Source organism: Streptomyces sp. NPDC017993, assembly GCF_044328065.1.
In the GTDB taxonomy this organism is placed as follows: Bacteria; Actinomycetota; Actinomycetes; order Streptomycetales; family Streptomycetaceae; genus Streptomyces.
Genome location: NZ_JBIRGO010000035.1, coordinates 1 through 21,131, shown reverse-complemented (window position 1 = coordinate 21,131; position 21,131 = coordinate 1). Strand labels below are relative to the sequence as shown.

Sequence of the window (21,131 nt, the reverse complement as noted above, 5' to 3'; positions counted from 1 at the left end):
GTCAGGGCTCCGCGGGCCCTGCGGGCTCCCGAGGCTCTGCCGGCTTGGCGGCGCGCAGCGAAAACGACAGCGGCAGCGCCGGCAGCGTGTCCGGCAGCCGCCACCAGCCGTCCCGGCCCTCTTCCATGAAGGGCAACATCCGCCAGCCCACGAACGGCCATTCGTGCAGGAACTCCACTCGCAAACCGGCTTCGGCCAGCGCGGTGACCAGGTCGCCCAGGGTGTGCCCCCACACGTATTCGACGTCCGGGATGCGGGCCTCCGGCACCGAGGTCGGACTGTGGTACTCGAAGGAGAGCGGTTCCGGCTCGCCGAAGTAGGAGTAGCGCAGCCGCAGTTCGGGCTCCAGCAGGGTGTTGTCGAGCGTCCAGGCGGCGGGGTGGCCCTCGAAGAGGTAGAGGAAGCCGCCGGGCGCCAGGAAGTGCGCCACCACCCGCGCCCACCCGCGCAGGTCGGGCAGCCAGCCGAGGACTCCGTTGGAGGTGTAGACGATGTCCCAGGTCCCGGTCAGCACCTCCGGCAGCCGCAGGACGTCGGACTCGACGAAGCGCGCGTCCGGCGCGACGTCAGCGGCCAGCGAGGTGGCGATCTCCACCGCGCTGGAGGAGAAGTCGACCCCGGTCACGCGGGCGCCCAACCGGGCCCAGGAGAGGGTGTCGAGTCCGACATGGCTCTGCAGATGCAGCAGGGTGCGGCCTTCGACGGGGCCGACCTCGGCCCGCTCCAGCGGCCGCATCCGGTTGCCACCTGCCCGGAACCCCTCCAGGTCGTAGTGGGCCGAGGCGGCCTTGAGCGGCGTCCACTGCTGCCAGAGGCGGTGGTTGTCGGTGAGGTAGCGCTCCGGGTCGCGCGGCGCGCTCGCGGCGCTCACGCGGGCAGCTCGTAGACGGAGACGTGATGGGTGCTCGCGTCGGTCAGCGGCCGGCCCGACCAGCCGCCGGTGCGCCGCACCAGGCGCAGGCCCGCGAACTCGGCCAGCAGGTCGAGTTCGCCCGGTGAGGAGTAGCGGAAGGAGACTCGCACGTGCCGCATCCTGCCGTCGTCGAGCACCAGGTAGTCGGAGGTGTAGCGCTGGTGGGCGGGGTGGAGGATGCGGGTGCGCAGCACGAAGCCGTCACCGGGTGTCGGGACCGGCTGGGTGCCCGTGCCGACGGTGGCGAGCGCTTCGGGCAGATGCGAGTCCAGCACGAACGCCCCGCCGGGTCGCAGCCGTTGGGCGACCGAGGCGAAGCAGCGGCGCTGGGCGGCCTGGGTGTCCAGCTCGGCGAACGTGCCGCCGGCCGCATAGACGAGCGCGTGGCGGCCGATGTCCGGTGGCTGCGGCGGGGCGGAGAAGTCGCCCGGAGTGACGCAGACGGTGTCGCCGCCGGGTTTGGCGTGCAGCCGGGCGGTCATCTCCGGCGAGGCGTCGACGCCCTCCACGGTCAGTCCGCGCGCGGCCAGCGGCAACACCACCCGGCCGGTGCCACTGCCCAGCTCCAGCAGCGGTCCCGGCGGCCCCTGCTCGGCGATCGAGGCCAGGAACTCCACGGTCGCGTCGCTGTTCGGTGCCGCCAACCAGTCGTCGTAGCGGGCGGCGAACAGGGCCGCGTAGGCCGGCTCGGCGCGCGCGGGCTCGCAAGGTGCGTCGTCGGGGAGCGCGGACATCGGTCCTCCTGGGAGCGGTGGCGAGGGGGGTGGTGGACGGAGCGGAGTACGGGCAGGTCGTCGTGCTGGTCAGCCGAACGGGTGCGGAGGCGCGCCGGGCCGGGGCCCGGCCGGCAGGGGGAGCGAGCCGGGGGCGACCAGCCGGACGACCGCCAGCCCCTCTTCCGCCGGTGGCCCCACCGCATGCTCCACCGCGACGACGTCCTCGCCGGTGTGGCCGGCCAACAGCGCCGCAGGCAGTGGCACGACAGTGGCCTCGACGCGGGCGAGCGGGTCGGGTGCGGGGGACGGGACGGCCGGGCCCGGAGAGCGCCCCGGTGCGAAGGAGCCGGTCCAGTGCGCGAGCGCATCCTGAGCGTGGTACGCCCACAGCGCGTGATCCAGTCCGCTACGCGGGACCCCGGTGCCGGCCAGTCGATCCCAGCCGCGGCGGGCCACCGGTGTCGCCATGCTCCAACGGACCATCAGCGCCTCCCAGCAGGCCCGCACGACCGCGTTCTGCCCCTCGCCGGCCGGTGCGCAGCGTGCGCCGAAGGTCTGATGGGTGCCGTCCGACTCGTGCACGCAGACGGCGACCGCCACGACACCGGCCGGCGCAGGCAGCGCCAGCACGACGGCCGTCAGTGCCTCGCGGTCGAGCAGCCCGCGCACCACGTCGGCGTCCGCGTCCGCGGGCAGTGCGGCACGGGCATCGAAGGACACCGGCGGCCGGCGGTGCGGAGCGCACCAACTGCGGCGGACCAGGTCGCGCTCCAGGATCTCCCAGGCCGCATGCGCAGCCGCCGCGGCCGGATCCGGGTGCGCGGCCACGCCCGTCGAGCCCGCGCGATGCGTGACCGTACAGCCCGGCGGCGGGCGGTGCTGGAGGAACGCCGTACCGGCCGGCACCCACACCTCCTCACCGGTGCCCATCGAGCGGCCCCGGCACCACAGTTGGCGCACATCACGCGAGTCGCCACTCCCGGTCCAGGCGGCGGGGTCGACGGCCGGGACCCCGTGCCGGCGCAGCGCACACCAGTCGCCGATGTGGACGAACGCGCCGATGCCGGGCTTGTCGCCCGGCCGGGCCCGGGCCGCCTCGGCCTCCGCCGACCGGCCGGCGAGCACGCTACCCATTCGCTCCATCAACTCGCCCCGGGCGCGCCGCCGTACGTCGCCGGGCTCGGCGCCCGCCGCACTGCCGATCAGGACGGGGGCACCGCCCGCCGCGCCGGCGCCGGCGAAGGCCGCGGACCGGGCGGCGACGCGGGCCAGCAGCGCGCCGGGGGAGTGCGGCCAGGGGCCGAAGACCTCGGGCGTCCAGCGGGCCGCCGATACGGAGACCGTCACCCGCGGCCCCCGTAGGTGCCGGGGTGCGCCCCGGTCGGCGCGCTCTCCCGCGCCAGCAGCTCGTCCACCTCGGCGCGTACCGCCTCACCGGCCGGGGTGAGGGAGGCGCTGTACCGGCTCAGCGTCCCGGCGCCCTGCCGGGCCCGGTTCAGCACCTGCATCCGGCGGGCGGCGACGGCCTGCGGCGGCAGGTCCGCAGCCGGTGTCTCCTCGTGCAGCAGGCGATAGAGGACCGCTTGACGCGCCAGGACGACCGTCTGCTGGAAGAGACCGGTCAGCGGCCGGGGGTCCGCGCGCAGCGGGGTCGGCATGGTCGGCGCGGGGCCGGCGTCGGGTACGAGGAAGGGGGCGCTGAGCGCCGCCGCGTTGCAGCGGGTGTGCGTGCCCTCGTGCACCAGGGCGTCGGCCAGCCGGACCCAGCCGGGCAGCCCGGTGCGGCCCGTGGTCAGCCGGGACGCGTTGACGAACACCGCGCCGTGCGTGGTGAAGTCGGTGAAGCCGTCGATGGACGGGCCGTGCAGCAGGGCGATCTGCCGTACTCCTTCCCGCAGTTCGGCGAGCATCGACGGCCATGCCCGGTGCAGCCACTCCGCCGACGCGGCCAGGACCGCGGCCTGCTCGGCATCCCAGCCCCGTACCACCGAGCCTCGGCCCGCCGCGTCCGCAGCGTCGGCCGCCGGGCCGTGGCCGGGTGGGAGGGAGGCGAGGGCCCGGCCGACAGCCTGCTCCAGATGCGGTGCCGGGTCGGCGAGATCGACGGGCCAGAGGCCGGCGGCCCGCCGAGGGGGTGGTACGACAGCCCCGCCGTCGGCGCCCGGTTCCGGGCCGGCGGCCGGCGCGGCACCGTCTGCCGGCTCCGTCCGCACTCCGTGCGCCGCTGCCTTGCGGGCGGGATGGCGAGGAGGTCCCGGCGCGGAGGCCCCGGCGGTGCGCAGCACGGCATCGGTGGTGCTCCAGAGGGCGTCTTCGTCGCGGCGGGCGGCCACCGCGTCTGGGCTGACAAGCAACAGTCCGGTCTCCAGCGTCGTGAGGACTACGGTGTCGTCGGTCTCCGGCCTCGTCCTTCCGTGCACGCCGCCGCAACACGGCGTCGTTCGAGGCGGGCACGGGCACGGCGGGCCGATATGGCCGCGGCGGACGCCCGGGTGCGTGGCGGGCGGACCCGCCACGCACCCGGGGTGCTGCCCTTGGACGGACCGGTGGTCTCAGTCCTCGCTCGGGATGTCGATCATCAGGGCGAACTCGGGAAGTTCCTCGGTGACCTCTTCGATCTCCTGCTGCTCCATGAGTGCTCTCTTTCTGACGGGGGCATCCGTGACCGGCCGACGGCTCCCGCCATCGGCCGGACAGCAGCTACCCAGCCCGGAAACGGCCCAAAGAAACGTGAGCCGGCTACCCGGCGAAATGACGCCTTGATCAATGGAGAGGGAAACGCCCGGCAGGTTTCCGGAAAGAGTCGGAACTAGTCCGGTAATCGTCTTCGCGTGTTTCCTGTGTGGTGAGAGTGCATATCTGGGGCGCGTCATGCGGGGCACATATGACCGAGCGTCAATATTCTGCAGGGGAAAGCAGGCTTGATCGCCCCACTCGCTGTCTCAAGGGTCGAGAAAGCGCGGGCGGGAGCACCGGAAGGGCGGGAAGCGCCCAGGAGGTTTCCCCTCCCGACCCGCTGCGAAGGCGCTGTTGTCATCCGTCGGAGAGCCCGAGACAATGACCGGCTGTGGCTCCTGACAACTCAACGACCGCGGCGTCTAACCCCGTTCACGCGGTCGACGCCGAAGGCGACGTCTACATCATCTCGTTCCCCAAGTGCGGTCGGACCTGGCTTCGACTGCTGATGGCCCGCGCGATCTCGGAGGCCCACGGCATTCCGATGGAGGTGTGCAGGGATCTTGACCTCACGAATTTCAGCGCGATCGACTCCGCAGTTCCCCGGATCGTCTTCTGGCACGACGACCGGGTGGCCTTGCGTGCCCCCGCACAGTTATCGGCGGACAAGGATTTCTACCGCGACCGCAAAGTTGTCCTGCTGCTGCGGGACATCCGCGACGTAGCCGTTTCCCATTATTTCCAGCGCACCCGGAGGGAGGGAGACTCCTACACCGGAACGCTCGGCAACTTCCTGACCGAGGAGGTGGGCAGCGTGCGCACCTGCCTGGAGTTCTGGAACATCTGGCACGCCCAGCAGCACGTGCCGGCCGCATTCCTGCTCTCCTCCTACGAACGGCTGACCGCCGACACCTCTGGCGAACTCACCCGCATCCTGCGCTTTTGCGGTCTGACGCGGGCCGTGGACCCCTCCGCGGTGGAGGACGCGGTGGCGTTCGCCCGGTTCGGCGCCATGCGGGCGATGGAACGGGACGACGTATTCCGCTCGGAGAAATTGCGCCCCTCAGATCCGGGCGACGCGGAATCGTACAAGACCCGGCGCGGTGTGGTCGGCGGGTTCCGCGACTACCTCAGCGAGGAACAGGCCGACCACGTCGGTGCACTCGTCCGCGGCCATCTGGTACCGGCCTGGCAGCCGGCCGCACTCGCGGCCGACCAGCCGCCAGGACCGCCGCTCAGCACCGCGAAGTGACCGCCCCGCGCAGCCCGCGCACTTCGGGGAGCGCCAGCGGAAGCACGGCCAGCACGGCGATGAACGCGGCTCCGGCGCCCAACGCCCCCTCCAAACCCAATAGTTGTGCTGCGGGCGCGGCGGCGAGGTAACCGAGTGGAACGGTGATCGACTGGCCGAGTGTCGCGTAGGAGACCGCACGACTGAGCCGGGCACCGGGCACCCGCTCCTGGAGCACCCCCGTCCACACCGTCATCGACACCGCGCTCGCCGCCCCCGCCGCGGCGGCGGCCACGGTGAGCCCGGCCGTCCGGCCATCGGCGGCTATCACTGCCAGCGGGGCCGCTATCGGCACCGTGGCCGCGCACACCGCGACCCCGGACCTGACCGGCCGCCACCACAGCGCGACCCCGGAGCCGGTGACCAGCCCCACCGCGAACCCGGAGGTCACCACCCCCCAGGCGGCAGGCCCGCCCAGCACCTGGTGTCCGTACACCGGCCCGAGCAGCTGGTAGCCGGCCATCCACACCGGGATGATCAGCGCGCCCTGCGTCGTGATCGCGACCAGCCAGCGCCTGGAGCGGAAGTCCTGCCAGCCTTCCCGCAGATCTTGACGAAACCGACCGGATGGCGGCGCCGGATGAGCCGGGTGCGGCAGGCTTGCGAACAACGCGGCGGCACAGGCGAACGACAGCGCATCCCAGGCGATGACCCAGGCCGACCCCACCAGCGCGACCAGCACGGCCCCGGCCGCCGGGCCACCGACCTTCACGACGTTCTGCCCCAGCCGCAGCAGGGCGTTGGCCGCCGGGCGGACGTGCTCCGGTACGAGGTCGGTGAGCACCGCCGAGCACGCCGGGGTGAAGAACGCGGTCGCCGCGCCGCACACCGCGGCCAGCGCCGCCAGTTGCCAGACCTGTGCCGTACGTGTCCACAGCAGCAACGCCGCAGTGGCCTGTGCGAGCGACGACACGGTGTTGGCCACCGCTATCACCCGCAACCGCGGCCACCGGTCGGCGCTCACGCCCCCGATCAGTAGCAGCACCAGCTGCGGGGCCATCCCACAAGCGAGAACCGAACCGAGCGCCTCGCCGCTCCCACCGGGAAGTCGCAGCACCGCGAAGGCGAGAGCAATCGGCGCGATCGCCGTGCCCGACCAGCTCAGCAGCCGGGCGACGAAGTGCCGCCGGAAGACCGGTACCGCGAGTGGCGCCCAAACCCCACCCACTCCCGTCGACACCAGCCCACTCCTCTCGGGGTCGCCTTGGCCGGGCACGCCGTCCAGGGATCGTCACACGGCGCACGTCTCGCGCGGCGGAACCGGGCCGCCCGCGATCGGGGTACCGTCCGCCCGAACGGCCTTGGCGCGCTCTACGAGTGCCCGGTACCTGCTGGCGACGGAAGGGGCCCTGTCCCATGCGCTTGCCAGTGGGGGTGAACCAGTAGGCCGGGCCGGATCCGCTCGACGGACTCGCCGTTCGCCCGCCTGCGGAGCATGGTGCGCAGCATGTCGTCGGTGATGACGGAGGCCGGCGGCCGGTCGAGATCGGTAGGTGTTTCTGAATCCGTGACCGGCCCAGCCGTGTGGACGACAACCCGAAGGCTCCGCGCGTCTTTCTCGACACCCCGCTGCCATGGCGGAAGCATGATGACCATGAAATTCTCGGCCGAAGTGGGACGACGTAAGATACTCGGGGGAATCGGGGCTATTGCAATCTCGGGCCTCGGTGTGACTGCCGCGGGTTGCACCAGTCGGCAGGGCTCGGCAACAGCCGGCGCAAGGGAATCCGATTCCAGCAGTCAGCATATTCTCGGATACGGGTCCTTGATTCAAAGGGAATCCCGAGAGGAGACCTGGCCGAACGCCGGAAAGTCCTTCCCGGTCTCCGTCCGGGGCATTACACGTGGCTGGTACGACCGGGTTGACACTGCAAGCTGGGGGCCCACCTACTTGGGAGCTCTCCCGGATCAAAGCTCGACCTGCAACGGCGTAATCTTCCAGGTGTCGCACGGTGAATTGAAGGCATTTACCGATAGAGAGCAGGGGTACCAGCTGATCCGCATCCCTGCTGGTGACATCACCATGCTGGACGGCAGATCAGCTCCACCACCCGGAAATTTTTGGTACTTCGGAAGCGCGTCGCGTAGATACGTAAGTCGAGAATTCCCCATTGTTCAGTCGTATGTAGACGTATGTGTGAGTGGATGCCTGGAGGTCGAGGATGAATTTTCGGCATCTCGCGCAGCGAAATTTGCCCAGAAGTTCTTCACCTCGACGACGGACTGGAAGACTCCATGGATCAATGACCGCATTTATCCATGGAGGCCCTTTGTTCATGTTCCGCAGGCCAACAAGATTGACACTCTCATCCGGGATCAGCTTGGCGAAAAGATGTTCCGCTCCATCTCCCTTCCTGGTGCCGGGATCTAAGCGATGACCCGTAGATGACCTAGAACATGCCGCGTTGATCGGTCGGGTTGTCAAGTGACCGGAATCCGCGCCCTTCTCGTAGTGCTTGGACCATTCGGCTCGGTCGTATGCCACCGATTCGCTCCTCATCAGCGGTGATTGACGACGGTTCACAGATGATGGCCGGCACGGCGGCGTGCAGGGTGCGGTGGCATTGCCCGACCACGTTGGGGCGACGCGGACGGGCGTGCCCGCGGAGAAGTAGAAGAGGGCGAGCATTCCCGCGACGATCCAGTGCGGTCGTCCGCTTCAGGCGAGGTCGGTGGCGGGCTCGGTCGCGTAGCGGCTCATCGCGTCGATGTTGGCCTGTGGTGTCAGCGGCCGGCCGCCGGCGAGCAGCTCATGGAGGTCTCGGAAGTACTGCACATAGCGGTCGGGGGTGAATGTGCTGAGCATGACGGCGGGTTGATCGGTCGGGTTGGCGAAGGTATGCGGGGTGCCGGGCGGAACCATCACGAGCGTGCCCGTGGTGGCGTCGTAGTCCTTATCCCCGACGGTGAAGCGCACGGTGCCGGAGAGGATGTAGAAGCCCTCGTCGTGTTGGGCGTGGCGGTGCTGCGGCGGCCCCTGGGTGTGCGGGGCGAGGACGGACTCGGCGATAGCGAGGCGGTGTCCGGTGTGGCTGCCGTCCTCCAGAACGCGCATGTGCGTGGTGCCCAGAACGATCGTCTCGCCGTCGCCGGGACCCACCACCGATACGGCGGGGGCCTGCGGCTCGTTGGTCCCTACTTCTTCGGTCATGCTCACGAGTGCACCGCCGGGACCCTGCTGGTGTCCAAGACCCATCCTGCAGCGCCGATACCTCGTGGGTATCGTTGCAGCGTGGAGCTACGGACCTTGCGCTACTTCGTGGCGGTCGCCGAGGAACTCCACTTCGGCCGGGCCGCCACCCGACTGCACATGAGCCAGCCGCCGCTGAGCCGGGCGATCAAGCAGTTGGAGACAGAGGTCGGTGCCCTGCTGTTCGCCCGCTCGCCTGCCGGCATCACGCTCACCCCGGTAGGGGCAGTGCTGCGCGACGAAGCGCGGGCCCTGCTCGACCAGGCCGACCGCGTCCGCGTCCGCGTGGCCGCGGCGGCCGGCGCCGCGACCATCACCATCGGCATCCTGGGCGATGGCACCGACCCCGGCATCACCAGGCTGGCGGCCTCTTTCCGCCGGAGCCACCCCGGCGTCGACATCCACATCCGCGACACCGACCTGACCGACCCGACCTGCGGGCTGCGCGCCGGACTGGTCGACGTCGCCTTGACCCGCGCGCCGTTCAACGAAACCGCCCTGACGGTGCGTGAGCTGCGCACCGATCCGGTCGGTGCGGTGCTGCGGGCCGACGATCCGCTGGCCCGTCGCCACCACCTGAAGCTGGCCGACCTGGCCGACCGCCGCTGGTTCCAGTTCCCGCAGGGAACCGACCCGATCTGGCAGTCGTACTGGAACGGCGGCAAGCCGCGCGAGGGCCCGGTGGTGCGCGTCATCCAGGAATGCCTGCAGGCCGTGCTCTGGAACAGCACGGTCGGCTTGGCCCCACTCGGACACGACCTGCCCGAGAACCTGGCCGCGGTTCCGCTGGCCGACATGGCGCCAAGCCGAGTGGTCGCGGTGTCCAGGGGCGGTGACACCAACCCGTTGATCCGCTCGTTCATCGAGATCGCGATGGCCGCGTACCGGCAGGGAGCACCTCGCGGGAACCTTCGTCCCACTACTACCCACCCTTGGCCTGGGCGCTGACGACGCTGGTCCGGTGCCTCATCGGGATGGACGGATTCGCCGATCGCAGGGGGAGGGAATCCCTAGCCGAAGCGAACTGGACGAGCCCAGGTGGCAAGGCGATCAGGAGGCCCCAGGTCGCGGACAGCCAGTGTGCCGGCTGCATGTAGATGGCGACGTGCTCACCGAGATGGGTGTGGTCGTACTCCACGAAGTCGGCGACCTTGCCGTGCGGGAGGTACCGCGCGTCCATCTCCCAGGATCTCTCGCGAGTGTCCGGTTCTGTCCTGGCGACCGGCCCCTCCACCGACACGTAGCGCCCCCTCTGCTCGGTCCGCTGCACCATCAGGCCGAACTGCCTTGCGGAGCGAATTGCTCGCCCTTTCCGAGAATCAGAGCCCCGGTACGGACCCACAACTTGCCGCCCAGGGGGGCGTGTACTGATACCGGATAGGCACGGTCAACGGTGCCCGATCTGGCCGCCGACCACCGACAGTGCACAGATGTGAGGTTCCGCCAGAAACCGCTCTCGTTCCCGCCTCGACAGTGCCATGTGCCCGACCACGGCCCGACCGGACAGCGCGGAAACGTGGAGAAACAGCGGGCGAAGCCGGACGGCCGTCGACGAGCTCCAGCCCACTGCCGCCCGCAAATGTTCAGGCCTGCCCTCGTGGGGCGAGGGCAGCCGCGGTGGCGCGGGCGAAGCCATCCGGGTTGTCCAGCATGATGTTGTGCCCGCAGTTCGGGATCGGGATTACGGCTGCCCCCGCCTCGACAAGGGCGTCGGCGCCGGGAAGTGGGCCGTCGTCCTCGGGCAGCAGGTAGGCGCGGGGGATTGTCAGGTTCAGCAGGAGTTCGCGCATGGTGGGGACGGTGCCGCGGGTGAGGTTGACCGCGCTGCGGTGGAGGGCCTCACGGCCGGCCAGGCGCATGGTGGACCACCAGTGGGGGCCGACCCGGTCACGGACCTCTTCCCACCCGCCGGCCAGGAACTCCTGCTCGGAATAGGCGGCGATGCCGCTGCTGCCATCGGAACCGGGCGTGCGCGGGATCGGGTCGAGGTTGGCGTCGACCAGCACCAGGCGGGAGACCAGGTGCGGGTGCCGGGCGGCCAGGACGATGGAAACCGATCCGCCCATGCTGTGCGCGATCAGCTCTGCACCGGTGACCCCTGCAGAGGTCAGCGCCTCGGCGAGTGCATCCGAGTGGGCTTCCAAGGTGTAGTCGAAGTCCGTTGGCCGGTCGCTGATGCCGTGACCGAGCAGGTCGATCAGCAGTGAACGGCGGCCAACCAGCAGCGGGTGGACCGCTATCTCGGCGAAGTAGGCAGGGGACGAAGCACCCAGACCGTGTACGTAGACGCGGGAAGGTTCCTGCCCTGGCAGTTCGACCCAGCGGATCCGGTCACCCTCGGTCGTCACGACGGCGTTACGCACAGCCTGGCCCCCTGAAAGCAGATCGAAAGAGAGAACGAGAGTAGTCGTCAACTCCCGGCTCCACTACAGCCCCTCGCGCCCCCCTTGGCACAGGTGCAGGTATTGAGGAGAGCCGCACCCGCTTCCGCTCACCACCTCGCAAGACCGGCTGCTGCGCACCGTCGCCCCTCGCCAGCGACCTAATGACCAGGCTCTGTCCGGTGATTCAGGCCGGCTGCCTGGCTGCCTGCGCGATCGATGACATCCCTGAGCCCTGCGTGAGGCCCTCCGCTGGGCATCGCCTACTGGCGCCCTACCTCGAACTGGAAGCGGCAGTGCTCAAGGCCGGTACCTGGACCAGTGCCACGTCCGGCCGAGCGAACGGCCCCGAAGACCCGGTCGATCGCGGTATCAGAATTGGCCGGGACCTCGAAGAAGTGGCCGCGAAGATGTGTGCCCCGGCGGTTGTAGCGGCGGATGTGTGCAGTGCCCCCGGTCGCGCGAAGGGGCAGCCCTGGGCTCTCTGTTGCTCTCCGCATTCGTCGGCCCGGATGAAATGCCGGCTGCGCTACGGCTGGCCGTCACCGACGATCCTGAGGCGATCAGCGAGCCAAGCCGCGTGACCAGTGCGGCCATGAGACCGGTCGGCATATCGGTCAGCGGGAACTTGGGTCAGGCTCGGCTGCAGGACGGGGTGGGGTGCACGGATGGACTCAGACATGCAGGGTCGGCCGGTAGATGAGCTCTTGGATGTGGCCGTCGAGGGTCCGGCGCTCGATCAGCTCGAGGTCGAAGTCGGCCGCACCCTGGAAGATCGGGTCCAGCCCGGTCTGACCGGTAATCACAGGGAAGAGCGTCACTTGGACGCGGTCGACCAGACCGGCGGCCATCAGCGCCCGGTTCATCGACAGGCTGCCGTGCGAACGCAACGGTACTTCGGACTCCTCCTTGAGCCGAGCGACGACGTCGACGGCATCGCCGCTCGCGACGTTCGCATCCGGCCAGTCGAGGGGTCCTTCCAGTGTGGTCGACACCACCGTTGCCGGCAGGTTCCTCATCCGTGTGACCCACGGGTCACGCACCTCGGACTCCTCGGTGCTCGAGGCAAGCATCTGCGCGAAGACCCGATAGGTGTTGGCCCCGAAGACCATCCGCTGCTCCTCGTCGTACAGGGCGAGGCGGTGGTCGAGAAGCTCGGGGCCTTGCTTGCCCCAGTAGCCGGTCCAGCTGTCGCTGGCGGCACCGAAGCCGTCGAGGCTGGAGAAGACATCGAATGTGTAAGTAGCGGTCATGATGCTCTCCTCGAGTGCGGCTAATCGCATGTGTGGATTCAGACGGGAATCCACGGCGAAACTCATCGCTCCTGGACTCCTGGACTCCTGGACTCCTGGGAGGGCCAGCGTGATCGGCGACATGGCCGGCGAGAAGCAGGACGTGGCACTCCGGTCCACAGGTCTTGAACATTCCCCACGCCCAGATAGCCACAGGCAGTCGGGCGGCTGATGGGCACCTCGGCCGTAGCGCTAGATCAGCTCCACGCGACTAGGCAAGAGCGAGATCGATGGTTCCTTCGATTGGTCGGGCAATGGGGAGCAGGTTCGCGCGACGACGCGCCACGAACGGGCTAACCACCAACCCGCTCTACGCCGCTTAGGGCGAGCAGAGCTCGTCCACCCGTTCCTGGGCTTCCAAGACATGGTCCCTGGCCTTCAGAAATCGGTTCCGGGCGTCCTCGACCTCGGCCTCCTGGGCGGCGATCGCCTTGGGGTCCGGAGGCTGTTCGGCCCGCAACTCGGCAAGCTTGTGCTTCTCTTCGTCCAATTCCCTCAAGCGGCGGGCCTTGTTCTGCTTCGCCTTCTCAAGGGCCTCTTTGGCCTTCTTGCAAGGGTCGGTGGCAGGCATGCTTCCTCCCTCTCCGGATGGTGAGCCTCAGCCTCACAGGCAGGCCGTCACGGCGCGCGTCGAGAAGACCCAAGCGGCCGTCAGCCGGTCCGGTGGGCCTTACGGCGGTGCGGGAGGTCCGCTTGGCGGAGTCCGGTGGCGGTGCGCCTGGGGGAGACGGACGGTGTTCGGGACATGACGCCACAGTCCGGAGGCGAACGCCGATGCCGTCCTACGAGGGAATCCTCAGCTGGATCTACTGCCAGTCTCCGCGCTCGAACCACAACGTTCCCGGAGTGCCGGAGCTTGACGTGGTCACGTTGCGGTGGAATGGCGAACAGGTTGCCCGGCGCGAAATGGAGCAAGGGGAGACGTGGGCGCTGGGTGTCACCCGGCCTCTGCCCGGCCCGGCGACGGTCGAGGTGGTGGTCAGACCCAACGAGGACGGCAGCGTCGAGGACGTCATCGGCTCCGTGCAACTGAGCGAAGCCGACGTGGGGACGGGCATCACCGGCACTGACTTCCACGCGACTCACTTCGACGAGGCCGGGGCTCAGTACGACCTGACGTACAAGGTCCGCCAGACTGAGGAACCCCCGCCTGTCCATGCCCCCGACGACGGGATCCTCAGCTGGATCTTCTGTGAGTCGCCGCGCTCGAACCACAACGTTCCCGGAGTGCCAGAGCTTGACGTGGTCACGCTGCGGTGGAATGGCGAACAGGTCGCCCGGCGCGAAATGGAGCAAGGGGAGACGTGGGCGCTGGACGTCACCCGGCCCCTGCCCGGCCCGGCGACGGTCGAGGTAGTGGTCAGACCCAACGAGGACGGCAGCGTCGAGGACATCATCGGCTCCGTGCAACTGAGCGGGTCCTTCGCGGGCGCCGGCTATCAGGTGGCCCGTTTCAACGACGACGGCGCCCGCTACGAGCTGACCTACAAGGTGGATGCGCACAGTCCCTTCGACGACTAGGCCGTTTCGTTTGGATCACCGGGCAGACCGGAGGAAGATTCCCGCGACGTGCAGCCCGGCCAGGTAGATGGTTGCTGTCTGCTCATAGCGGGGTGGCAAACCCGCACCACTGTTTCAAGCGGTTGATGCAACGTTCGACGGTGTTGCGCTGCTTGACTGCCTCACGGTCGAAGGCGGGTGGCCTGCCGCCCTGGCTGCCGCGCCGCAAGCGGTGGCCGCGTTGATCGGCCGGAACGGGGATGACTGCCCGGATGCCGCGGCCTGCTCAGGTGCTCACGGATAGCGCGCGAGGAATACGCCTTGTCGGCCAGAACTACGCCCGGCCCGGGGTGTGCGGGGCCGCCCTCGCCGTCGGGGAACACGCAGTCGGGCCATCACCTCAGCGAAGGCGGGTGCGTCACCTGCCTGTCCAGCAGTGAGGTGGAAGGCCAAGGGCCGGCAGTTGCCGTCAGCGGCGAGATGGATCTTCGTGGTCAGTCCGCCGCGGGATCTGCCGATGGCGTGGTCGTCCGGCTCGCCGGCCGGGGCCCCTTTTTACGGGCTCCGGCCGCGTGCTGGTGGGTCCGCACGATCGTGGAGTCCACGGAGAAGACCCAGTTCAGGTCATCATCAGCATCGGCCTGGGCAACCAGCGCAGTGAACACCCTGTCCCAGGTGCCGTCGACGGACCACATCCGTAGCCGGTTGTAGACACCGCGCCAATTGCCGTACTTCTCCGGCAGGTGCACCAACTGTGATCCGGTCTGGAACTTCCATGCGATCGCGCCGATTACCGCTCGGTGGTCCCGCCACCGGCCACCCCGCTTCGGCATCCGATCGGGGAGCAAGGATTTCTATCCGCGCCCACTGCGCGTCAGCCAACGGCACACCTTGACCAACGATCAGGCGATCTGGAGGGAGCGGCTACGCGCTGCCGCTGCCATCGAGCCTGTCGGCAGCGGACCACCAGGTGATCACTCGGGTGGCCATCGCTTCGGGTCGCAGGCCGAGAGGATCGAGTCCGAAGTGATCCTGCAGCTCGTGTCGCAGAAACTCACCGATCTCCGTCTGGTTGGCACCGCTACGGAGTCGCTGAAGCAAGGGGGCGAGCATGCAGTCGTACTCGTCCTGCACGTCCTCGGCGACACCGATCGGATCCCACTCATTGAGCAGATGCCGCAGGTCGTTCTCGGTGGATGGGGTCCATGACTGCATCGCCCCAGGGTGCCACCCGGAAGCGCCTGCCGGTCACTCGCCCTCCCATCTTGATCCAAACGAAACTTCCTAGGTCCGAACCTGGCCCGGCTGGGCTACGTCGCCTTCGTCCTGGACGTGTTCTCTCACGTGATCGTCGGACATGACGCCGTTCTTGTGGGTGAGGCAGTCGGCGCGTCTGCCGATTGCCACTACCGAGTCATTGCGTTTTCAGCTTCCGGCTTCCGGCTCGGTTCGTCGCGATGTTTCGTGTCTTCTTCCTGCTGGCTGACTCGGCGAGCAGGGCGAGTACCGCCGGCGACGTCGACTCCTCGGCGACGAGGTGCTGCATCCAGTCCGTGACCCTCGCCAACTCGGCCGGTGTCGGCACGTGACCGTCCTCGATGGACAGGTAGAACAGCCAGTCGTGGATGCGGCGGCGGATGAACTCGCGGAACTGCTCCGTCTTGAGCTGGTCCGTCTCTGGCAGTAGTTCGGCGGACCACTGCCGGAACTCGGCAGGACCGGTCACCTTCATCGCGATGCTGTCCACGAGGGCAACCACCGCTGTCTTGGACGAGATCTCATTGGGGTCGCGCAGGATCGTGGCCACGATCGCGCGGTCTCGGTCGCGGCTCCGCGAGGAAGCGGTCGCCGAGATGACGCGTTGGTAGGCGGACGATCGGACGTGCTCGTCCGCGACGGCATCGTCGACGTCCACGTCGAGGATGCCGGCCCCCGCGAGCAGCTCGGCCACATCGGTGTGCAATGTCATCGCTTCATCCCTTCTCGCAGGGTCGGTTCTTGACGGGCCTCGCGTCGCTCCCGTTCAGCCTGCTCCTCCGCCTGATTTTCGCCTGCCGAGCTTCCTGACGGCTTTCCTGACCTCCGCCTTGTGCTGCTCCACCGCTTGCTGCTGCTTGCGCGTGAGCTCTGGTTGGCCGTCGATGGGTGGCCGTTCGGCCCGATCCTGACCTCGCGGCCCCCGCCACCGGTGACATGAGCGTGCGCTGGCTTGTCGACGTCGTCCTCGTGCACGACGATGCGCACACCGTTCTTGCCGGACTCCACATCGCAGGCATCTTCCTCTGCTCCGCACGCTGATCCAAACGTAACGGCCTAGGAGCTGAGACCCCTTAACGCCCCGGATTGCCGGTGAGGCCTGTGAGGCGGTTCATCAGCCCCCCCAGGCAGGTGCGTTGCTGGGGCGCAACCGGAGCCACGGCTGCCTGGATGAGGTCGATGTCGTCGACGGCGAACATGATGCGGCGAATGCCCAGCGTGTTCGCCGGCGCGTCTTTCGGCTCGGCGCTGATGGCCTTCGGCCTGTGGAACTCCGGCAGCTCTAATCGGCTCTACTCGGCCGTGGCCGTCCGGGGTCCGCAGCATTGCCGCTGATTGCGAAGAGTGGCCCGATCACCTCGCGCCACGCTCTGTGCCCCAGATAACCCGCTGTGCGCCCTCCGCCGTGCCTAGGTCGAAGCCACCAGGTGACGGATGCTCCGTGTCGCCGCCCTTCGTAATGCCCGCCGACTCGCGGGTCGGCGTCCCGCCTGGACCAGCGCGGGAACCGTTCCCCCGGATTCTGCGTGACCTCTTGACGTGTTGTCGGCTGGTGGTGGAGGGGACCGAATGAGGGCGCGGACGATGATGAGCGTGGCGGTATCGGCCTGTGTGGCGCTGTTGGCGTGCGCGTGCGGTCCGGACAAGGCGACGGAGGACACGGACGCGAAGCCTTCGCAGCCGTCCGCGTCCACGCATGCCGATGAGCCGTCGGCCACGCCGTCCGAGCCCGCTCGGAGCGAGAAACCGTCGGCCGAGCCGGCCGGCGACCAGCCCGCGCCCAGGACGAAGGAGGCCGCGATCCAGCGGTACGAGCAGTACCTCCACGCCCTGGGCCGTGAGGACATCGACACGGTCTGCGAAGTGGCCGGGCCCGCCGCGAAGAAGGCACAGGACCAGGGGATCGGCCCGTGCACGTCGACGTACGCCACCGTGTTCCAAATGATCTCGCCCGCGCAGAAGCAGGCTCTGAAAACCGCGACGGTCGACCCACAGCGCATCGCTGTGCGCACGCCCGCCAAGATCGAGATGCCGGTCGAAGCGGTCAGGGCCTCTGCCACCTTCTCCGAGAGCGACCTCGGCAGTTACACCCTGGAGTACCTCAAGAACGACTGGTACATCACCGACTGAACCCCACGCGCCGTACTGACGCGGAGCCGCCCGACGGCCCCGGCCATCTAGTGGGCGCCTGGGGCCAGCGGTGGTGGCCGCTGCTCACGAGTTGCACGGCGGCGGTTTGTCCCAGGTCGGAGGCACTTCTCAGGGCGCAATCGGGTGGCCCCGCCGAAGTGGTGACGCGGGGTAGCTGACGGTCGGCAGCGCCCATAGGGTAACCGGATGGATCAGGATGAACGGCTGCTTCATTCCTCGTCGTTCGGCGCAGCGGCGGTCGCCTACGCCGAGCACCGTCCGGATCGCGACGCGCGCGGGGATGCTGGTCATGCCAGAACAGGAACAAGAGGCCACGCTGGGCCGGATCCGGGCTTTCCTCGCGAGTCGAACGGAGACCGCCCGCGGCGAGTTCACTCTCCCCATGCTGACCGGCGTGCTGCGCGTCCGGCGGCTGTGAAGCCTCATGTCGCCACCCGAGCCTGACGGGCTTGCTCACCTGGGATGTGCCTCCGGCTGGTGCGGGAACGAAGGCCCAGACAATTCTCATGCTTGCAGGTCAGAGGCACTTTACGCTGGTCCGACCGCCTGCCGGGCTGCCGTTTCATGAAGCTCGAAGTTAGGGCCTTGGTGGCCCCGGTCGGTGACTCACAGGTGTGCTCGTCGGGTGCGAAGAAGTTGATCACATCATGGAGCGCGGGGTTTCCGGGACTTTCGGCCGTCGCGAGCTGCTGCTCGGCGCTGCGAGGGGACAAGGGCTGCTCGTATTCAGCGAGGGCGGTCTGGATGTCGTCGGCGGGGTGCGCGGCGAGCGCTGCTCTAGTTCGGCGTCGTCGAGCATGGCCAGGTTGGCGCCTTCGCGGTTCGGGGGGATGACGTGGGCGGCGTCGCCGACCCACAGCGACGAGGGGCTGCGCGCCGCAGTGGAGATCCGCAAGCGCTGGCCGGGAGTCGTCGTACTCGTGCTCTCATCGAATGCCGAGTGGTCGGCTACCAAGGACCGGGTCGGGAAGGCACGGGGTGGCGGCTGCCATGTTCGATGCCCATTTGTTGGCATGAGCGGGCGCCAGGGCTCGGCGCCGGCAACTGAAGTGGTGACCGCGACGTCGTCAGCTGAGTTGGGTTGGCCCCTCCTTATCCTGGCTGCATGACTGAGACGCACACCTATGACGTAGTGATCGAGTGGACCGGCAACCTCGGCTCAGGAACGGATAGTTACCGCTCTTTCAGCCGTGCTCACGAAGTGTTGGCTACCGGAAAGAGTCCCATCGCCGCTTCCTCCGATCCGGCCTTTCGCGGTGACCCGGTCCGCTGGAACCCTGAGGAACTGCTTGTGTCCTCCGTTGCTCAGTGCCACATGCTCTGGTATCTCCACCTGTGCGCTGTTGGCGGGGTGACCGTTGTCGACTACGAAGACCGGGCTCATGGGGTGATGACCATGGACGCGAGCGGCGGGGGAGGCCAGATTTCCGAGGTCACGCTTCGTCCCGAGGTGACCGTCGCCGAGGCCTCGATGATGGATAAGGCTCGCGCATTGCATGAAGAAGTGCACTCGGTGTGCTTCATCGCTCGCTCAGTGAACTTCCCCATCCGCCATGAGCCCCTGATCCGTGTCCAATAACGGCAAGCCATAGCCAAACTGCCAAGTGGATGGCGTGGCGGGAGGAAAGGGCTGCGCAGCCAGGCCGTGATCCCGCTACGCCGCGCCTGCTTGAGTGGAGGTGGGGCGCCGTACGGCAGACCGGGGCATCGGGGGTCCGTCAGCAGATTCAAGGACGTGGGCGCGGCCGGGTGAGCGCTCGCCGTGGCGAGCTGGATTCGTTCGCATGTTCGACATCTGGCAGGATGAGGGAATGGCGATGGCACGTGAAGTCAACTCGGAATTCGGCGCCCCTGATCCTCGGCCACCCGAGCCGGGGATCCCCGGTGACCTCCTGAGGGCGAAGGCGCTGGCGTATGACCCCAGTGGGTTCACCTGCTCACGGCCGGTGCCCGAAGCGGAGAGTGCCGAGTACGGAGCATGCGAGTTCACGTTGGACGGCCTCTCGGTCAGGTTCCGCGTGGCCAAAACGACCCCGACGAAGGTCGGCCAGTTCGTCACGGTGTGGAAGAGGCCCGAGAACGGGCCGATCCAGCCTTTCGACGCTGAAGATCCCGTTGATTTCTTCGTCATCAGTACCCGCGAGGGCGAACGATTCGGGCAGTTCGTGTTCCCGCGCGACGTGCTCCGTGACCGGGGCATCGTGTCAACGAACGGGTCCGGCGGGAAACGGGCATTCCGCGTTTATCCGCCGTGGGTCACCACCACCAACCGCCAAGCCGGCAACACGCAGACGTGGCAGGTGAATTACTTCCTCCAGCTGCCCGACGGCGATCCCATCGACATTCCCCGCGCCCACGAGCTCTTTCACTCCCCTGGGCGCCGCGACTTTGCCTGACGGCAAAAAAGGTCTCCTCATGTGCGCCCCCAGCACCACCCGCGCGACCCGGTAACCATCCCGGCGCATCACGCGCCAGCCTGCGGCTCGACGCCCTCAACCGTCCACTCGACACCGTTGAGCCGGATCCTGACTCCCGGCGCCAAGGCCGACATCCCGCACGCATCAGGCTGCTCGCCGGGCGCCCGCCCAGATCAGCGTCGCAGCGCTCAGCGGCTTGGCCGGCTAGATCGCGAGCCGGCCAAGCCAGATCAAGTGCAAGGCGTGGGCGCGGGCCACCACCGGCAACCACATTGCGTGCGTCAGCTCACCGAAGGCCGGCGAGCCCTCTGCGGTGGCAAGGAGCTCGTCGTGGAGCCCGACCGGATCATCGACAGGGCGACGCAGGGCCGAGAGGGCACCCAGCACCGACCACTCGTGTGGCCGCCGGACGGTCACCACCGTGACGCCAACCACCATTCATCGCAAGCTCGTTGGACGAGACGCTCTTCAGCTCGTCCTCCTCGCCGATCCGCAACCGCGGCCGGACGTCCAGCAGCCCGACCGCCTCACGGACACCTGTGGGACCGAGGCCCGGTGCTGTGGCAGGCCAGCTGCAGGGGCAGTCGATGACGCTCCGGAAGGTCGGTCAGCTGACGTAGTGCGCCCGTCCCTCGTCGTCGAGCCCGACCGGGCCTTCAGGGGCGCTACAGAACTCCTTGCCCTCGGGGTCGGCCATCACCAGGAACCCGCAGGCGGCGTACTGCTGTCGCGGGCATGCGCATGGCCGAGGGCGTCAGGAAATCCCTGCGGATCGAACGCGTTGCCTCGCCGCCCGCCCTGCTGGTCCTGTTCTGCTGTTCGCGGTGGCAGCGTGCTCGCCTGGCCTCTCGACTGACGACGCAAAGGGCAAGCCCAGCGCGAGCGCCTGATGCGGTGGGCCGGCTCAAGGCGGTGGCCAAGTCGCGCACCGGATGCGGCGCCTCGCAGTGCAGCGCGCAGCGTCGCGAGCATTATGCAAAAAATGACGTACGTCGAGCGCGGTCGCGTCGCTGTCAGCCTGGGCCCAGTCGCACGAAGGCGCCAAGGGTCCGGCCGAGTGGATGCCGTGGGCCAGGGACGCCACCTGCGACAACCTCGCGGAGGGGACGGGCACCAAGATCCGCTGGTTTTTGACCTTCGAGGCTGTGAAGCCGGCAAGCCGCGCGAACTAGCCTCCACCAGGATTCTCCAAGGAAGCCCAGGGCTTTAGCCCTGGGAGGAAAGGGTCCTTGGTGCCGAGCCGCGTAGCGGCGGAGTTCTCTGCGGATCTGTCGGTACCTCAACTTTCCCTCCCAAGACCATTCCTACTAGGTTGCTCTGCGTGAAGATCGTCGCGCAGGTGAAGTT

Annotated in this window: 25 protein-coding genes and 3 pseudogenes; 11 read left to right on the top strand and 17 right to left on the bottom strand. The window is 68.5% G+C overall.

The features are described 5' to 3' along the window. Position 1: 1 nt before the first annotated feature. From ACH4FH_RS36630 to ACH4FH_RS36610, 5 genes are all read right to left on the bottom strand, one after another. Positions 2 to 871: a class I SAM-dependent methyltransferase gene (locus tag ACH4FH_RS36630; RefSeq protein ID WP_398560301.1), complete on the bottom strand. Its 870-nt coding sequence runs from the start codon at positions 869 to 871 to the stop codon at positions 2 to 4. Further along, entirely contained in the window at positions 868 to 1,647 is a 780-nt protein-coding gene (locus ACH4FH_RS36625; RefSeq protein WP_398560300.1) for a class I SAM-dependent DNA methyltransferase, read from the bottom strand. The genes ACH4FH_RS36630 and ACH4FH_RS36625 overlap by 4 nt, the downstream gene beginning before the upstream one ends. Positions 1,648 to 1,716: 69 nt before the next feature. Further along, complete coding sequence (locus ACH4FH_RS36620; protein WP_398560299.1) at positions 1,717 to 2,976, bottom strand: YcaO-like family protein; 1,260 nt, start codon at positions 2,974 to 2,976, stop codon at positions 1,717 to 1,719. Next, on the bottom strand, positions 2,973 to 3,983 hold the full coding sequence (locus ACH4FH_RS36615; protein WP_398560298.1) for an aKG-HExxH-type peptide beta-hydroxylase: 1,011 nt from the start codon (positions 3,981 to 3,983) through the stop codon (positions 2,973 to 2,975). The genes ACH4FH_RS36620 and ACH4FH_RS36615 overlap by 4 nt, the downstream gene beginning before the upstream one ends. A gap of 198 nt (positions 3,984 to 4,181) precedes the next feature. After that, entirely contained in the window at positions 4,182 to 4,502 is a 321-nt protein-coding gene (locus ACH4FH_RS36610; RefSeq protein ID WP_398560297.1) for a hypothetical protein, read from the bottom strand. A 194-nt stretch (positions 4,503 to 4,696) separates the two neighbouring features. Here ACH4FH_RS36610 and ACH4FH_RS36605 point away from each other — a divergent pair, with 194 nt between their 5' ends. Next, complete coding sequence (locus ACH4FH_RS36605) at positions 4,697 to 5,557, top strand: sulfotransferase domain-containing protein (RefSeq protein ID WP_398560296.1); 861 nt, start codon at positions 4,697 to 4,699, stop codon at positions 5,555 to 5,557. On the opposite strand, the gene ACH4FH_RS36600 is transcribed toward ACH4FH_RS36605, so the two are convergent. Continuing rightward, positions 5,541 to 6,776: an MFS transporter gene (locus ACH4FH_RS36600; protein WP_398560295.1), complete on the bottom strand. Its 1,236-nt coding sequence runs from the start codon at positions 6,774 to 6,776 to the stop codon at positions 5,541 to 5,543. The genes ACH4FH_RS36605 and ACH4FH_RS36600 overlap by 17 nt on opposite strands. Positions 6,777 to 7,181: 405 nt before the next feature. On the opposite strand from ACH4FH_RS36600, the gene ACH4FH_RS36595 reads away from it, so the two are divergent. Beyond that, positions 7,182 to 7,967, top strand: coding sequence for a gamma-glutamylcyclotransferase family protein (locus ACH4FH_RS36595; RefSeq protein ID WP_398560294.1), 786 nt, complete (start codon positions 7,182 to 7,184; stop codon positions 7,965 to 7,967). Between the two features lie 288 nt (positions 7,968 to 8,255). Here the strand turns inward: ACH4FH_RS36595 and ACH4FH_RS36590 are convergent, their stop codons facing one another. Then, positions 8,256 to 8,747, bottom strand: coding sequence for a cupin domain-containing protein (locus ACH4FH_RS36590; protein ID WP_398560293.1), 492 nt, complete (start codon positions 8,745 to 8,747; stop codon positions 8,256 to 8,258). Positions 8,748 to 8,828: 81 nt separating this feature from the next. Between ACH4FH_RS36590 and ACH4FH_RS36585 the strand changes: the two genes are divergently transcribed. After that, positions 8,829 to 9,734, top strand: coding sequence for a LysR family transcriptional regulator (locus ACH4FH_RS36585; protein WP_398560292.1), 906 nt, complete (start codon positions 8,829 to 8,831; stop codon positions 9,732 to 9,734). A gap of 109 nt (positions 9,735 to 9,843) precedes the next feature. Here the strand turns inward: ACH4FH_RS36585 and ACH4FH_RS36580 are convergent. From ACH4FH_RS36580 to ACH4FH_RS36565, 4 genes and pseudogenes are all read right to left on the bottom strand, one after another. Beyond that, positions 9,844 to 10,266, bottom strand: a pseudogene (locus ACH4FH_RS36580) (pyridoxamine 5'-phosphate oxidase family protein); the annotation flags it as partial. Between the two features lie 103 nt (positions 10,267 to 10,369). Continuing rightward, the gene (locus ACH4FH_RS36575; RefSeq protein ID WP_398560291.1) at positions 10,370 to 11,149 is read right to left on the bottom strand and encodes an alpha/beta fold hydrolase; all 780 of its coding nucleotides are present in this window, start codon (positions 11,147 to 11,149) and stop codon (positions 10,370 to 10,372) included. A 692-nt stretch (positions 11,150 to 11,841) separates the two neighbouring features. Further along, entirely contained in the window at positions 11,842 to 12,420 is a 579-nt protein-coding gene (locus ACH4FH_RS36570; RefSeq protein WP_398560290.1) for a dihydrofolate reductase family protein, read from the bottom strand. A 358-nt stretch (positions 12,421 to 12,778) separates the two neighbouring features. Then, a complete protein-coding gene (locus ACH4FH_RS36565; protein ID WP_398560289.1) occupies positions 12,779 to 13,030 on the bottom strand; it encodes a hypothetical protein in 252 nt (83 codons plus the stop codon). Positions 13,031 to 13,233: 203 nt separating this feature from the next. Between ACH4FH_RS36565 and ACH4FH_RS36560 the strand changes: the two genes are divergently transcribed. Then, the gene (locus ACH4FH_RS36560; RefSeq protein ID WP_398560288.1) at positions 13,234 to 13,980 is read left to right on the top strand and encodes a hypothetical protein; all 747 of its coding nucleotides are present in this window, start codon (positions 13,234 to 13,236) and stop codon (positions 13,978 to 13,980) included. A gap of 15 nt (positions 13,981 to 13,995) precedes the next feature. On the opposite strand, the pseudogene ACH4FH_RS36555 reads toward ACH4FH_RS36560, so the two are convergent. The 3 genes and pseudogenes from ACH4FH_RS36555 to ACH4FH_RS36545 form a co-directional block, all read right to left on the bottom strand. Continuing rightward, a pseudogene (locus tag ACH4FH_RS36555) lies at positions 13,996 to 14,862 on the bottom strand (IS5 family transposase). Between the two features lie 21 nt (positions 14,863 to 14,883). Then, positions 14,884 to 15,174: a hypothetical protein gene (locus ACH4FH_RS36550; protein WP_398560287.1), complete on the bottom strand. Its 291-nt coding sequence runs from the start codon at positions 15,172 to 15,174 to the stop codon at positions 14,884 to 14,886. Between the two features lie 199 nt (positions 15,175 to 15,373). Then, positions 15,374 to 15,928: a hypothetical protein gene (locus tag ACH4FH_RS36545; protein WP_398560286.1), complete on the bottom strand. Its 555-nt coding sequence runs from the start codon at positions 15,926 to 15,928 to the stop codon at positions 15,374 to 15,376. Between the two features lie 176 nt (positions 15,929 to 16,104). Here ACH4FH_RS36545 and ACH4FH_RS36540 point away from each other — a divergent pair, with 176 nt between their 5' ends. The 3 genes from ACH4FH_RS36540 (at position 16,105) to ACH4FH_RS36530 (ending at position 17,346) form a co-directional block, all read left to right on the top strand. After that, complete coding sequence (locus ACH4FH_RS36540; RefSeq protein ID WP_398560285.1) at positions 16,105 to 16,257, top strand: hypothetical protein; 153 nt, start codon at positions 16,105 to 16,107, stop codon at positions 16,255 to 16,257. 168 nt (positions 16,258 to 16,425) lie between these two features. Next, the gene (locus tag ACH4FH_RS36535; protein WP_398560284.1) at positions 16,426 to 16,551 is read left to right on the top strand and encodes a hypothetical protein; all 126 of its coding nucleotides are present in this window, start codon (positions 16,426 to 16,428) and stop codon (positions 16,549 to 16,551) included. Between the two features lie 234 nt (positions 16,552 to 16,785). After that, positions 16,786 to 17,346 carry a hypothetical protein gene (locus ACH4FH_RS36530; RefSeq protein WP_398560283.1) on the top strand — a complete coding sequence of 187 codons (561 nt, stop codon included), beginning with the start codon at positions 16,786 to 16,788 and terminating at the stop codon, positions 17,344 to 17,346. Positions 17,347 to 17,475: 129 nt separating this feature from the next. Here the strand turns inward: ACH4FH_RS36530 and ACH4FH_RS36525 are convergent, their stop codons facing one another. Continuing rightward, a complete protein-coding gene (locus tag ACH4FH_RS36525; RefSeq protein WP_398560282.1) occupies positions 17,476 to 17,658 on the bottom strand; it encodes a hypothetical protein in 183 nt (60 codons plus the stop codon). Between ACH4FH_RS36525 and ACH4FH_RS36520 the strand changes: the two genes are divergently transcribed. The 4 genes from ACH4FH_RS36520 to ACH4FH_RS36505 all read left to right on the top strand — a co-directional run bounded on the left by ACH4FH_RS36520 (position 17,657) and on the right by ACH4FH_RS36505 (position 19,763). Next, positions 17,657 to 17,785: a hypothetical protein gene (locus tag ACH4FH_RS36520; RefSeq protein ID WP_398560281.1), complete on the top strand. Its 129-nt coding sequence runs from the start codon at positions 17,657 to 17,659 to the stop codon at positions 17,783 to 17,785. The two genes, ACH4FH_RS36525 and ACH4FH_RS36520, sit on opposite strands and share 2 nt — an antisense overlap. 229 nt (positions 17,786 to 18,014) lie before the next feature. Then, a complete protein-coding gene (locus ACH4FH_RS36515; RefSeq protein ID WP_398560280.1) occupies positions 18,015 to 18,476 on the top strand; it encodes a hypothetical protein in 462 nt (153 codons plus the stop codon). Continuing rightward, positions 18,473 to 18,946 carry an OsmC family protein gene (locus ACH4FH_RS36510; protein ID WP_398560279.1) on the top strand — a complete coding sequence of 158 codons (474 nt, stop codon included), beginning with the start codon at positions 18,473 to 18,475 and terminating at the stop codon, positions 18,944 to 18,946. The genes ACH4FH_RS36515 and ACH4FH_RS36510 overlap by 4 nt, the downstream gene beginning before the upstream one ends. A gap of 238 nt (positions 18,947 to 19,184) precedes the next feature. Then, on the top strand, positions 19,185 to 19,763 hold the full coding sequence (locus ACH4FH_RS36505) for a MepB family protein (RefSeq protein WP_398560319.1): 579 nt from the start codon (positions 19,185 to 19,187) through the stop codon (positions 19,761 to 19,763). Between the two features lie 225 nt (positions 19,764 to 19,988). On the opposite strand, the gene ACH4FH_RS36500 is transcribed toward ACH4FH_RS36505, so the two are convergent. Continuing rightward, a complete protein-coding gene (locus ACH4FH_RS36500) occupies positions 19,989 to 20,222 on the bottom strand; it encodes a hypothetical protein (RefSeq protein ID WP_398560278.1) in 234 nt (77 codons plus the stop codon). A gap of 169 nt (positions 20,223 to 20,391) precedes the next feature. Continuing rightward, a pseudogene (locus ACH4FH_RS36495) lies at positions 20,392 to 20,511 on the bottom strand (VOC family protein); the annotation flags it as partial. Positions 20,512 to 21,131 lie beyond the last annotated feature (620 nt).